The sequence below is a fragment of the Flavobacterium aquidurense genome (assembly GCF_002217195.1).
GTDB classification, from domain to species: domain Bacteria; phylum Bacteroidota; class Bacteroidia; order Flavobacteriales; family Flavobacteriaceae; genus Flavobacterium; species Flavobacterium frigidimaris.
Map to the genome: position 1 here is coordinate 45,247 of NZ_MUGR01000022.1, position 14,230 is coordinate 59,476.

General features: G+C 32.8%; 10 protein-coding genes. 6 read left to right on the top strand and 4 right to left on the bottom strand.

Annotated features, from left to right (window positions below):
• Positions 1-108: 108 nt before the first annotated feature.
• Positions 109-4,542, bottom strand: coding sequence for an alpha-2-macroglobulin family protein (locus B0A67_RS11350; protein WP_072960551.1), 4,434 nt, complete (start codon positions 4,540-4,542; stop codon positions 109-111).
• Positions 4,543-6,609 carry an MG2 domain-containing protein gene (locus B0A67_RS11355; protein WP_084074566.1) on the bottom strand — a complete coding sequence of 689 codons (2,067 nt, stop codon included), beginning with the start codon at positions 6,607-6,609 and terminating at the stop codon, positions 4,543-4,545.
• A 204-nt stretch (positions 6,610-6,813) separates the two neighbouring features.
• Here B0A67_RS11355 and B0A67_RS11360 point away from each other — a divergent pair, with 204 nt between their 5' ends.
• Positions 6,814-8,169, top strand: coding sequence for a UDP-N-acetylmuramate--L-alanine ligase (locus B0A67_RS11360; RefSeq protein ID WP_072960557.1), 1,356 nt, complete (start codon positions 6,814-6,816; stop codon positions 8,167-8,169).
• A 136-nt stretch (positions 8,170-8,305) separates the two neighbouring features.
• Here B0A67_RS11360 and B0A67_RS11365 read toward each other — a convergent pair whose 3' ends face one another.
• Positions 8,306-8,932 (bottom strand): DUF1287 domain-containing protein, encoded by a 627-nt coding sequence (locus tag B0A67_RS11365; protein WP_072960560.1) that lies wholly within the window; start codon positions 8,930-8,932, stop codon positions 8,306-8,308.
• Between the two features lie 276 nt (positions 8,933-9,208).
• Between B0A67_RS11365 and radC the strand changes: the two genes are divergently transcribed.
• From radC to B0A67_RS11385, 3 genes are read left to right on the top strand one after another with little or no spacing between them, the layout of a single operon-like run.
• Positions 9,209-9,898 carry a RadC family protein gene (radC, locus tag B0A67_RS11375; protein WP_072960583.1) on the top strand — a complete coding sequence of 230 codons (690 nt, stop codon included), beginning with the start codon at positions 9,209-9,211 and terminating at the stop codon, positions 9,896-9,898.
• 3 nt (positions 9,899-9,901) lie between these two features.
• A complete protein-coding gene (locus B0A67_RS11380; RefSeq protein ID WP_072960587.1) occupies positions 9,902-10,588 on the top strand; it encodes a YjjG family noncanonical pyrimidine nucleotidase in 687 nt (228 codons plus the stop codon).
• Between the two features lie 2 nt (positions 10,589-10,590).
• Entirely contained in the window at positions 10,591-11,331 is a 741-nt protein-coding gene (locus tag B0A67_RS11385; protein WP_072960592.1) for a hypothetical protein, read from the top strand.
• Positions 11,332-11,346: 15 nt separating this feature from the next.
• Here the strand turns inward: B0A67_RS11385 and B0A67_RS11390 are convergent, their stop codons facing one another.
• Entirely contained in the window at positions 11,347-12,624 is a 1,278-nt protein-coding gene (locus tag B0A67_RS11390; RefSeq protein ID WP_072960595.1) for a replication-associated recombination protein A, read from the bottom strand.
• 228 nt (positions 12,625-12,852) lie between these two features.
• Here B0A67_RS11390 and B0A67_RS11395 point away from each other — a divergent pair, with 228 nt between their 5' ends.
• Together B0A67_RS11395 and B0A67_RS11400 are read left to right on the top strand one after the other, a co-directional pair.
• Positions 12,853-13,617 (top strand): rhomboid family intramembrane serine protease, encoded by a 765-nt coding sequence (locus tag B0A67_RS11395; RefSeq protein WP_072960599.1) that lies wholly within the window; start codon positions 12,853-12,855, stop codon positions 13,615-13,617.
• Between the two features lie 67 nt (positions 13,618-13,684).
• A complete protein-coding gene (locus B0A67_RS11400; protein ID WP_072960602.1) occupies positions 13,685-14,197 on the top strand; it encodes a hypothetical protein in 513 nt (170 codons plus the stop codon).
• Positions 14,198-14,230 lie beyond the last annotated feature (33 nt).

The following is a 14,230-nucleotide window of genomic DNA, read 5'->3' on the forward strand; positions in this document are numbered from 1 at the left end:
CTTGTCGGGTTTTTTGTTTTTTTTCCGCCACGAATTCGCGACGGAAAATCTTTTTACAGCATGTTTTCGGAATTTGTAATTTCCTATTTAGAATTTTAAGAAGTTTTGTTAATTCACCTTTATTCTAATTCCTTTTGTATGACTTGAAAATTCCGGAGCATACATACTCTCAATAGTGGTAACTCCGTTAGAGAATTCACCGCTGTTGTTTACTCTTATATCATATTCAATTACATAAGTTCCTTTGTTGATCTTATCAAAGAAGAAATGTGTTGCGGCATCTTTTGTATTCATATAATAACCCAATCGATCTTTGTATTGGTATTCGGATAATACATTTACAGGTTCAAAGCAAGAAGCTCTCATGTCTTTCAGATGAACAAATTCCATGTCTTCTGTAGATTTTATAATCAATCTTACGGTGACTAAATCGCCGGTTTTTAAAGAATTTTTGCTGGTGATCCTTTCCAATTGATCGCCATTAAGAGTGTTTTTCTTTAGATACAATTCTTTAGCAACAGATAAAATAGCGCCCGAGTTCGTTTTGATTTTATCCAGATCTTCAAAATATTGCCAGTAAACGCCGCCAAATCCGGGAACTTTCGATTTGTTCTCGATTTTGATAGAAGCCATTTCTTTTTTGACTTCATCAGCTTTCCAGTTCAGTTTGATATAACCCGTTTCAGCTTCTTTCTCGTTTTCGGCTAATTTTTTAGTTAGGATCCTTTCATTGCCAATTTTGATAATCGTATTGTCTTTCACACTTAGCCAATCATTGCCTTGCATCAATAAAGCATAAACAGCTTCTGTTGTCGATTTTGTTGTCGGCCAGTTTTTGGTTTGTTTGTTTTTTAACAACCACACTTTCATGGCATCTACAGATTTGGTGTCGTGATTTACTTCGGCGAAAGCCTCAATTAATAAAGCCTGAGTTTCTATAGGCGCCTGATACCAGTAATAACCTGCTTTATTGGCGATCCAGTACATGCCCCAATCTTCGTTGTTAGAAGCTGTTTCTTTTAGGTTTTCTAGGATTTTTTTAGCCGATTCGCTTTCTCCAAAACGGTTTAAAGTCAAAGCAGCTAACCCTTTTTCATAAATAGAATAAGACAACCAGTCTCTTTTAGCGGTTTCTAAATACATTTTAGTTGCTTTTTTTAGCGTATCAGAAAGTGGGTATTTGTCTAAATAAAAACTTCTGGTATACAGATAATGCAAATCAGAATACGGATTGATCCAAAGTAATTTCTCTGATTTTTTTAAATTTTTGGTTCTTTCTTTATAATAATCTAAGAATTTATTATCCAGAAATGGTATTCCGGTTTTGGCGATTTGATCGATTTTAGAATTGTTATTTTCTGTTTTGTTCAGTTTTGATAAATGACCTAAACCAGCCAGAATATGTCTGGTGATATATTCGCTTTCAGAACTTCCGTCAAACCATGAAAATCCACCTGAAGGTTTTTGCTTTTGTTTCAATTTATCGAAAGTAGCTTCCTGCGACGTTTTCATTTTCTCTAAATCAAACAGAAGCGCCAGATTCTTTTTCTTTTCGTCTTCGCTTTGGGAATCATTTAACCAGGGAGTTTCTGCGAGGATTATAGATTTTAGTTCTTCGTTTTCTTCTAATTTAGAATTCAATTTCCCGTTTTTTCTCCAGTTTTCAAAAACGGTTGCAATTTTCGGATTGCTCGAAATGATTTCTGAAGCCAAAGCATTGGCATAAAAACGAGCAAAAGTTTGCTCTGCACATTCATGTTCGTATTCCATTAAATAAGGCAGGGACTGAATCGCGATCCACGAAGGGTTTGATGTGTACTCTAATGTAAGCTGATGATTTTTTAAAGTTGTTGAATTGTTATTTTTTAAATTCTCAAACGTATATTCTTTCGTCGAATTCTCACGAACCCAAATTGGGATACTTTCTGTAACCAACATATTATTGGTCAAAACCGGAAGTATGTTTTCTTCTCCATCCGAAAAATTACCGGATTTGGCCAGAATTTTATATTGCACACCTTGCAAACCTTCAGGAATTGAAATCGTCCAGCTTGCCGTTGTATTTCCAAAAGCACCAACTGTAAAGTTTCTCACGTTTTTTGCGTTTAGCATTTTGGCATCAATTGGCTGCATGGTTACAGCATCAAAAAACTGTAAAATGGCGATTCCTGTTTTTGCCTGATCGGTAACATTGGAAATTTTGGCAGAGATTACAATTGTGTCTTTTTCTCTAAGGAATCTGGGGAAATTAGGTAAAAGCATTAATTCTTTTTGCGTCACCACACTTTTCTCCAGATATCCTGAAACAGCATCTTTATTATGTGCTAATAAACGAAGTTTCCAAGCCGTTAAAGCTTCGGGAGATGTAAAGTTGAAACTTACTTTTCCAGTTGCATCCGTTCTTAAATTCGGTAAAAACAAAGCGGTTTCAGAGAGATTTTTTCTTGCTTTTACCTGAGTTAGGGCGTCCAGGGCTTTTTTGGTTGTGATGATTATTACTCCGTTTGCGCCTTTACTTCCGTAAAGTGCAGTTGCTTCGGGGTCTTTTATAACATCTATTGAAAGAATATCTGCTGCATTTATGTTATTAATGTCACTGGCGGGTTCTCCATCAACTACATACAGTGGCGTTTTTCCATTGATTGTTGAATTTCCTCTGATCGTAAGTCCTGCGGCTCTTCCGGCGAGAGCTTCTGGAGCACCGGCTGCACTGTAAACATTATTATCTTCCTGAACCTCTTCTGAACTAACTGATTTTTTAAATTTTACGGCGGCAGCCGTCATACTTCTTTTTGTTGTTTTTCCGTAACCTACAACAACAACTTCATCTAAATCATTTGAGTCTTCTTCTAAAATAATAGTAATATTTTTTTGGTTATTTATTGAAATAGTTTGACTTTTTGAGCCAATATAACTAAAAACAAGTTCTTCTGTTCCTGCTGCTTCAATTTCGAAATAACCATCATAATCTGATGATGTGCTTCTTTGAGTTCCTTTTACTGTAATTGTAACTCCTGGAAGAGGTTCGTTTAATTTATCAGTAATTGATCCGTAGATTATTTTTGCATTTTTAGGTTTCTTCAGCTTTTTAGTCAGTTGTTTTTGATATTCTTTTTGAATGTAAAAAGCTCTTTGGTCATTATTAAAATCAAATCCAAACCACATTAATTTAGTGCTTTCATTATTAAGCTCAATAGATCTGTATGGAGAGTTTAAGTTGTTTATAGATGCATATATTTTATCAAAACCTAAGCGTGATTTTTTATTGCTTTGGTCACTTTTATAATCATAAAAATCTAAGAGATTCCAGTTCTTTGTAGCAAATTGATCCAGTGAACTATCATACATAGAAGCTAAAACTTCGGCTTCGTTTTTAGTATTTATAGCGTTTAATTTAAATGACCAGTTTTCGCTGCTTCCGGGTTGGATTTTATTTCTAAAACTTTCTACGCTGAATTCTAATTTTGAAGATGTGTCTTTTAAGGCTACGTCGATCTCATTATTAAAAGTTTCATTTTCAAAAATACTTTCAAAACTTATTTTTAGAGTTTCTGCAAATTCTTTTTTGATCGGCGTTTTAAGTGTTATTTCGTTGTTTTGAAGATGATAAGTTTCCTGAGAAAATATTTCACCTTCATAATTTCCTGTGGTGATAATATAAAGTTCATGAACAACCGATGTGATTTTTAATGTTATAAAACCATCTTTTTTAGGATCTGCATTAATTTGATTGATTTTGAGTAATTTACTACTGTCGAATTTGTCTTTACTTTGAACAAGTTCAAAATCAGAAATACTTTCAATTCTATTTTTGAAAGTGTCATTAGCCGAGAAAACAACTTTGTAATTTCCGGATTTATAGTTTGAAATAAAGTCTAATGGCAGAGTTTTGTCTTTTTGAGTGTCTATGGTTTTAGTAAATACCAAAATCTTTGTAATACTATCTTTTGTGCTTTTATTCTTTTCATAGGGAAATAATTTCTCGAATTCCGGATCAGAGATCGTTTTGATATCCGGTTGGGGAAATGTTCTTTCTTTGAATTTATCCGAAAATGGACTTACATAATAGATGTTGATTTCGCCTTTAGCAGCTAAAAATTCGCCATTCAAATTCGTGCTTGCAAGTTTGACTTGATTTTTGTTTTTAGTTTCAATTAAATTAGGAATAGAGGCGGTAAGAACTAAATCATGATACCCCACTTTTACTGTAGTTTCATTTTCGTGGGTCTCACCATTAATATCGGTTACATTGGTTTTTATACGGTAATTAAAAACAGGTAATTGATCTTTTTTACTGTTTTTAGAAGGTAAGGCAACAAAATCAATAATGAACTTACCTGAAGCATCGGTTTTAGTTTCGCCAGAAGCTACAATCTCATTATTGTCCTGTGCATAATAATTTCTATAATAACTTGTATATCGGTTTACAGTATAGGTTACTTTAGCATCAGAGATATTACTTCCCGCAAAGGCTTTGGCTGTTCCTTTTACTTTAATCGATTGGTTAATCTGAAAGCTTTCTTTTTTAGGATCAAAGGTCACTTAAAATTTAGGGCGTTTGTATTCTTCGACCCTAAATTCTATTTCTGAATTTTTGAGATCTACATGATCCCAAAACGGATGGTCGTCTTCGTCTTGGTTGTAAAAGGGATCATTTTCGTAAGTAACAGGTTCTTCAGCTTTTAATGTAAAAGTTCCCGTAATTCCGGTTTTGGGTAATGTAAATTCGCCAGAGAATGAACCAAATTCATTTGTGGTTATATCAAACTCTTTTAAAGTAGTATTATTAGTGTCTTCAATAATAATTTTGAAAGTGGTTTTAGGGACTATGCTGTTCTTATTGTTTTTTTTATGAATTGCGATTCCTTTAAAATAGATCGTTTGCCCCGGACGATAAATGGCCCTGTCGAGATAAAATTCCACTTTTCCATCCGTGTAATTGTCATTTTTACTATTTTCCGTGAGATATTCAGAATTATAATTTATGTAGTTTTTATGTATTGTAAGCGTATCATTTTCTGTTGTTACTATTAAATTTTCGTAATTATAGTTGTTGAGTTTTTGACTATTAATGGCTATTCCATTCTTATTGGTTTTAATAGAAAATGAAGGAGATTTAATAGTTGCATTTTCTATTGGTTTTCCGGTTTTTCGATCAAGAACCTGATACGTTTCTTTTGATTGTGTTTGAGAAGCCAAAACAGATAAGTTGGAAACGGAAAGGATTTCATAAGAAAATGCTTTTTTGCCTTTTAAATCTGAGTCACTTTCAAAATAAACCAAATAAGAACCTTTTTCTAATTGCGGCAAAAGAACTTCTGTGGTGTATTCGAAAAAGTCTTTTTTATCTGTAAGTACATAATTTGCACTTTTAAGAGGTTGTGATTTTTCGATAATAGAATTTCCGATACTATCTTTTTTATAATTTGATTTTTCAAATTCACTAAGCTGATTCTGATTGATTTTATAAAATGATATTTTTAATCTTTCTAAGTTTTTATAACGAAAAGAAGCTCTTGTGTTTTCGTTTTCATAAGTATATTTTTGAAGTTGAGCTTGTATGCTTTTATAGAGAAGGTTTTCTTTTTTTTGTAGGGCTAATTTGTATGTATTAGATCGATTATTAACATTTATAATACTGTCTAAAGTTGCGAGGGCTTTAATGTTATAATTCGGATGAGTTTCTTTTGATGCTTTTTGAATTAAAAACGCAGCTTTTTCCAATTGTATTTTTTGAATTAAAAACTCATCAGTTGTATTTTTTTGCAGTTTAATTAATAGTGAAAGATAGTTGTCATCAATATCTATTAAATTGGTTTTGGTAAACTGTATACGCTCCCATTGATTTTCTGTTGATGGATTGTTTTTCTCTTGTTTTTGATATAATTGGAGTAGTAAGCGTAAATTTTCATTAGATACAAAATCAAAGTTCAATTTTATGAAATCATTTGAGCTTCCTAAAAGTTGCTCTTTAATAGCTGTAAAATCACTTTTTTGAATCTCCCATTGACGGATTTTTGCCGTATAAACTGCTATGTTTTCCTTAATAACATAATCATATAAAGTTTGCTTTTTGAATTTTTCTAAAGTAAAATAATCAAAAATTGCTTCATATTTTGTTAACGATGTGTTTTTTAAGATGGCTTCATTTTCTAATGTATTACTTAAAGAATTATTAATTTGATCAGTAAAGTTTTTTTCAGTCCATGTCAAAAAATCTTCATTTAAGCTTGCGGTATTTGTTCTGCTTCTGATTTGATAATTATTTCTTGAATAATAGTCACTCAGACACTTTGCATAAACCAAATTCAGAATGGATTTTGAAGGTATAGAAACCCGATTGATGTCAGCTATTAGATTGTTTAAGATTTTGCTCTGTGCATTTTCATCAATTACCTGAAGATATTTAGATTGATAAAAAAAACATTTTATCATTTGCACTTCGTCTTTTTTTGAAACTGCTTTTTTGTAAATTTTGTCAACTATTTCATTTGCTGATTTTATCTTCCCTTCGTTTTCAAAGTCAATAACTTTATCCCATTTCTTGTCAGTTTGTTGCGCAAATAAAGTCATTGAGAACAATAAGAAAACAAATAATATATTTTTCATAAGTGAGTTTTAGAATATAGAGTGTTGTTTTTTGATAAAGGTTGGGAAGCTTTAAAAATAAATTTCGTACAAATTACTAATTTATCTCTAAAAGCAAATGATACATTTTATATTTCCTTATTTTTGAAAAATAATTAACGGGTTTTATTAGTTATTTGCTATTTCGATTAACCGATTAAACAGTTTAACGATCAAACATTTTAAATGAGAACACATTTCATCGCAATAGGCGGAAGTGCCATGCACAACTTAGCATTGGCATTACATAATAAAGGATATCAGGTAACGGGTAGCGATGATGCTATTTTTGAGCCATCAAAATCAAGATTGGATAAAAAAGGAATTTTACCCGCTGAATTGGGCTGGTTTCCTGAAAAAATAACGGCTGATATTGATGCTATAATTTTAGGAATGCATGCAAAAGCAGATAATCCTGAATTGTTGAAAGCACAGGAATTGGGTTTGAAAATTTATTCGTATCCTGAATTTTTATACGAACAGTCTAAAAATAAAACGCGTGTTGTAATTGGAGGTTCTCACGGAAAAACAACTATAACTTCGATGATTTTGCACGTAATGCACTATCATAATATCGAAGTTGATTATATGGTTGGAGCACAATTAGAAGGTTTTGATACGATGGTGCATCTTACTGAAGAAAATGATTTTATGGTTCTGGAAGGCGATGAGTATTTATCTTCTCCAATAGACAGACGTCCAAAATTTCATTTATATCAACCAAACATTGCATTGATTTCCGGAATTGCGTGGGATCATATTAATGTGTTTCCAACGTATGAGAACTATGTAGAGCAGTTTGAGATTTTTATTGCCAAAATTACTAATGGTGGAATATTAGTGTATAATGAAGACGATGCCGAAGTTAAACGTGTTGCAGAAGCAGCTATAAACCCAATTCGTAAACTGGCTTATTCTACTCCTGAATATACTGTTAGTAATGGCGTTACATTATTAAAAACTCCGGAAGGCGATATGCCAATCGAAGTTTTTGGTGCGCACAATTTAAATAACTTAGCCGGAGCAAAATGGATTTGCCAAAACATGGGCGTTGATGAAGCTGATTTCTATGAAGCAATCGCCAGTTTTAAAGGCGCGTCTAAAAGATTAGAAAAAATTGCTGAAGGAAAAGGAAAAGTAGCCTACAAAGATTTTGCCCATTCACCAAGTAAAGTAGCTGCGACTACAAAAGCGGTAAAAGAACAATACCCAAACAGAACTTTGGTAGCATGTTTAGAATTGCATACTTACAGCAGTTTGAATGCTGAGTTTCTGAAAGAATATGAAGGCGCTTTAGAATATGCAGATGTTGCTGTCGTATTTTATTCTCCGGATGCTGTAAAAATTAAACAGTTAGAAGAAGTGACATACGATCAGATAGCAACTGCTTTTAATCGTAAAGATTTAATTATTTATACGAATCCAACTGAATTTAAAGAATATTTATTCAACTTAAATCTTGATAATTCTGCTTTGTTATTAATGAGTTCAGGAAATTACGGAGGTTTAAATTTTGATGAAGTAAAAAGTTTGATTAATTAGTCAATTAGATAATTTGAGAATGAGATAATGTGCCAATTGCAGTTTTGTAATTGGCATTTTTTTGTTTTTAAGCAACTTTTGAAATGTAAAGTTCAAATTGGCATTTGGCATTTTTCTATTGGAATTTATTAAAATTTTATTTCCAATATCTATAATGTCCCACAATTTTATATTCAAACAAACAATCTTGCAAAACTTGTCCGCTGCCAACATTGTGAACGATTAGGTTTCGTTTTCCGTCTTTTGATTTCCTGTTCGTCACAATTCCAATATGCGGAAGTTTGTTGTTAATCATCCATGTCACTATTTCTCCGGTTTTATAATCTTTTGAATCTTTTGTTACGGGGAGTTTTTCTCCTTTCCTTTCAAAGAAAACTTCGAGGTTAGGAACTCTTCTGTGATCGATATTAGTATCTGTTTTTGTCATTCCCCATTTTTTTAAATTGTGGTATTCTGAAAAATGCCCAAGCATATCTTCATGAACTTCTTTTTGTAAATCGATACCTAATTTTCGATAGGATCGTATAATAACATCGGTACACACACCTTTGTTTTCAGGAATATCTCCGTTAGGATATTTGATTGAGAAGTAAGCAGGATCATAATCAATTGAAGGATCAATTATGGATATTGCCGCGTTGGATAATTTTTCAGCAAAAGTATTTGCTGTTATAGAGGAATTTTCGGCTAGTGACTTGCTTTTTTCTTTCTGATTGCAAGAAATGAATAAAAAGATGATCACTAAAGTGTATATTGATTTCATTGTTATAGAATAAGAATTTGTTGAGTAGCTGTTTTGTTTTTAAAAGTAACTAATTTGAAAATAGAAAATACTTTTATGAGTGATTTTTCTTATTTTTTAAATATATTCGCCTTTTAGATTACAGAAAAAATGAACTCAACAATAAAAGTTGTAAAAACGACAGGCAAGAACCCTGATTTTATATCATTTATAAAAATATTTGATATTTTTTTGTGGGAACGTTATCCCGAACTTAAGAAAGAGTATTGGGGAAAGTTAATTAATACGTTATAATAGATGGATGCAATTTATTCTCCAATTTCAGACTGGTCTTTTGAAGATCGTCCTCGTGAAAAATTAATGCTTAAAGGAAAAGAGGCTTTGAGTAATGCTGAGCTGATTGCTATTTTAATTGGTTCCGGCAGCCGAAATGAATCTGCAGTTGATTTGAGTAAAAGGATTTTGCTTAGTGCCAAGAATTTGAATGCATTAGGCAAAATGTCTATTTTGCAATTTACCAAATTCAAAGGAGTAGGGGAGGCGAAAGCCATAACAATAATGGCGGCTTTAGAGTTAGGTCGCCGCAGAAGATCAGAAGATGCTTTGAAATTAGGAAAAGTTACTTCCAGTAAAATAGTTTTTGAAATGATGCAGCCTATTATTGGTGAATTATCGCATGAAGAATTTTGGGTGCTTTTTCTTAATAATTCGAACAACGTAATTTCAAAATCACAATTAAGTAAAGGCGGTATCACCGGTACAATTGTCGATGTGCGTCTTGTTTTTAAATTAGCGCTTGAAAGTGGCGCTACCAGCCTGATTTTGTGCCATAATCATCCTTCGGGGAATTTAATGCCAAGTGATGCTGATAAACAAATTACAAAGAAATTAAAAGTGGCCGGAGATAGTTTAGATGTTAAAATTTTAGATCATTTGATTATAACTGAAACAAAATATTATAGTTTTGTAGATGAAGGAATATTTTAACTTATGAATACCACTATTACCGACGTTTTTTTTGATTTGGATCATACACTTTGGGATTTTGATAAAAACTCAGAGATGGCTTTTGACCGAATTTTTAAAAAGAGATTTCCCGAAATTAAAATTGAAGATTTTATCGCCAACTATGCTCCGATAAATCAGGAATGCTGGAAATTGTACCAAAATGATAAAATCACGCATGTCGAATTGCGATACAACAGATTAAAGTTTTCTTTTGATGCTCTGAATATTCAGATCTGTGATGAAGATATCAATCAGATTGCAAACGAGTACATTGAATTTTTGACTGATAACAATTACCTCTTTGATGGTGCAATTGAAGTTTTGGAATATTTAAGACCAAAATACAAGTTACACATCATTACAAATGGTTTTGCAACTGTTCAGGATAAGAAAATTAATAACGCCGCACTTTCAGGTTATTTTGAAACTATAACAAATTCTGAATCAGCAGGCGTAAAAAAGCCAAATAGTATTATCTTTGATTACGCCGTAAATGTAGCAAAGGCTTCAAAAAAGAATAGCATAATGATTGGCGATTGCCTTGATGCCGATGTTAATGGCGCATTAAATGCTGGCCTGGATGCTATTTTCTTTAATGAGAAGAAAGTCGAAGCTCCTGAAAATATTAAACAAATTAACCATTTATTAGAACTTAAAAAATATTTATAATTATGAGAATAAAATTTTTATTGATTGCATTTCTTACTTCTGTTATTGGATTCTCGCAATCTGTTAATGATTACAAAGCTGTTATTGTACCTTTGAAATATGATTTCCTTAAATCAGAAAATCAATATAGAATGTCAACAATGACTAAAGCGAATTTAGTAAAGGCCGGTTTTCAGGCTTTTTATGGTAATGAAGAATTGCCGGAAGGTTTTGGTGATCGTTGCGAATTTCTTTATGTTGATGTAAAAAAAGACAATGGTTTTTTAATCACTAAACTTTTTGTAGAGTTTAAAGATTGTTATGGTAAAGTAGTTTATACTTCAGAGATAGGAAAAAGTAAAGAGAAAGACTATGAAGCAGCATATAGAGAATGTCTTGATATGGCATTTGTTTCTATAAATGCCTTAAATTATAAATATAACGGCAAAACTGTTAATACTTCAAGAGCTGCAACAACTTCGATTCCTGCTACTCAGATTGTGGCCGCTACAGCAGTTTCGACTCCTGCTGCTGATTTAAAGGATCCTAATTTATTGTTTGCTCAGCCAACAGAAAATGGATATCAGTTAATTGATAAAACGCCAAAAGTGGTAATGAAATTGTTAAAGACATCACGTCCTGATTCATTTATTGCTATAAAAGATGGAGTTCAGGGATCATTAAATGCAAAAGACAATCAATGGTTTTTTGAATATTATAAAAATGATCAATTAGTTTCTGAAAAGGTCTCGGTAAAATTCTAAAAATAAAATGCGTTTTTAATAACCATATTTATCTTTCCAACGGTTCTTTAAAAATTCGCGGTTGCTGTTCTCTCGAGAGTTGCTTCCCGGATTATAAAGAACCGTTTCTTTTACAGCATCAGGTAAAAATTCCTGCTCTGCAAAATTATTGGCGTAATCATGCGAATATTTATAATCGTCACCATAACCCAATTCTTTCATGAGTTTAGTAGGAGCATTTCGTAAATGAATGGGAACGGGTAAATCACCGGTTTGTTTTACCAATTGTTGTGCATTGCCAATAGCCATATAAGAGGCGTTACTTTTAGGAGAAGTCGCAAGGTAAATAGCACATTGACTTAATATAATACGGCTTTCAGGATATCCAATTGTAGTGACCGCCTGAAACGTATTATTAGCCATTATAAAAGCAGTTGGATTTGCATTTCCTATATCTTCACTGGATAGAATAAGCATTCTTCTGGCGATAAATTTCACATCTTCGCCGCCTTCAATCATTCTTGCCAGCCAATAAACAGCTCCATTTGGATCACTGCCACGAATCGATTTTATAAAAGCCGAAACAATATCATAATGTTGTTCACCACTTTTATCATACAAAACAGTATTTTGCTGTACTAATTCGAAAACGCGATCGTTCGTAATAATGATTTTATCTCCCGCAGAAGCATTTATTACAAGTTCAAAAATATTCAATAATTTTCTTCCGTCTCCGCCCGAAAGTCGGAGTAAAGCTTCCGTTTCTTTTAAGTTGATGTTTTTTGAGGCTAAATAGCTGTCCATTTTCATGGCACGATGTAGTAAAGCTTCGAGGTCAGCTTTTGTAAAAGCATTTAGGATATAAACCTGGCAACGTGACAATAATGCAGGAATAACTTCAAAACTTGGATTTTCTGTTGTTGCGCCAATGAGGGTAATCCAGCCTTTTTCGACTGCAGCCAGAAGCGAATCCTGTTGCGATTTGCTAAAGCGATGAATCTCATCAATAAATAAAATCGGGTTTTTGGCAGTAAACAATCCGCCGCTTTGTTTTGCTTTTTCAATTACATCGCGTATGTCTTTAACGCCTGAATTTATGGCGCTCAAGATGTAAAACGGACGTTTGGATTCCTGTGCAATAATTTGAGCCAGAGTTGTTTTTCCTGTTCCCGGTGGTCCCCAAAATATCAATGAAGGAATAAGTCCTTTCGAAATTTGTTGGGTCAATGAACCGTTTGGTCCAACCAAATGACTTTGACTAATATAATCTTCTAATTGCTGTGGGCGAATACGCTCGGCTAAAGGTGCTTCCATTTTGTAAAATTACTATTTTCAATTCTAAATCTATATTTTTAGGAGTTAATTCCTGTTGTTGGCGTTGTCTTTTGTTGCTATTGATAACAATCAGGGTAGCTAAAAAATATATTGAGTGTATGATGATTTGTAATAGGATTATAGAATATTTTCGATTAGCTGACAAATTATCAGTAAATTGTAATTGGATAGTTTTTTGATATCTTAAAAGAACTTACTTATATCATTATGAACGACAACCACTTTAAATTTTCGAATGCCGTTATCGGTCTTCCCGTTTTTTTTGTTCTTTCTTTGTGGATTGTTTATTGGGTACAAATCCGTTTCGATTTCGACTTTTATCAATACGGGATTTATCCTCGTGACTTTTCAGGTTTGCAAGGTGTTTTGCTTAGCCCTTTCATTCATGAAAATTTAAGTCACTTATATAATAACTCTATTCCGCTTTTAGTATTATTGGCAGCGATGCAATTTTTTTATCCAAAACAATCTTTTGCTGTGATTGCTTTTGGGATTTTGTTTTCGGGATTAATAACCTGGATTATTGGCCGCTCCAATTATCATATAGGTGCCAGCGGACTGATTTATGTTCTGGTAAGCTTTATTTTTTTTAAAGGAATCCAAACGGGTTACTATCGGTTAGTCGCACTTTCGTTGTCTGTAATTTTACTTTATGGAGGAATGATTTGGTATGTTTTTCCGGACGTCGACAAGACAATTTCGTGGGAAGGGCATTTGGCCGGTTTTATTACCGGATTCGCAATGTCTTTAATTTACAAAACACCTGAATATGCGAAACCTGTAATTTACGAATGGCAAAAACCCGATTTTGATCCCGAAGAAGATGCATTTATGAAACATTTTGATGAGAACGGAAACTTTGTAAATAGTGAAATACCTAAAGAAGAAACAGAATCTATTTCGACGTATTACAGCTCTGATTTTTTAGTTAATTACACTATAACTAAAACAGAACCAGAGGATAAAATCTAAGTTGCCAATATTTGGATTGATCTAAAAAGACTATTTTTGTTTGTATTCTATTTCAAATCGACATGTTATGAGAAAGATCAACTTTACAATTGTTTTATTATTAGTCGTAATAAGTTCAAAACTTCATGCCCAGGCTCAGTGTGAGATAAAAAACAGGGTACTTGCCGATGGAACTATGACCTATTATTTTGATCCTGCAGATTTCTATAAAACAAAGTCAAAATCTTTAAAGATTAATATAGTAACAGATAAGGAACATTTTTTTATAGCACTTCAGCCTTCGCCATTTCCGGCTAAAAAAGACGGAGTTAAAATTAAGGATGATTTAATAATTCACCTTGCGGATAAAAAAGTATATAAATTGGCGCACTATGACACTCAATACAGACATAACGATTCGGTTATGCAAGTGCTTTATTTAATAGATCAAAAAGATATTGAGGCTTTTTCTGCGTATGAAGCTGTATTGGCTGAAATCAATATGGAGGGGACAGAGTTTGTGCGAAATTACGATTTCAAATTGCATAAAGATGCTATCGTAAAACAGCTGGCTTGCTTCCTCAAAAAAGAGGATAAGTAAGCATTGTTAATTTTCGTTTGAAGTTTCATTTTT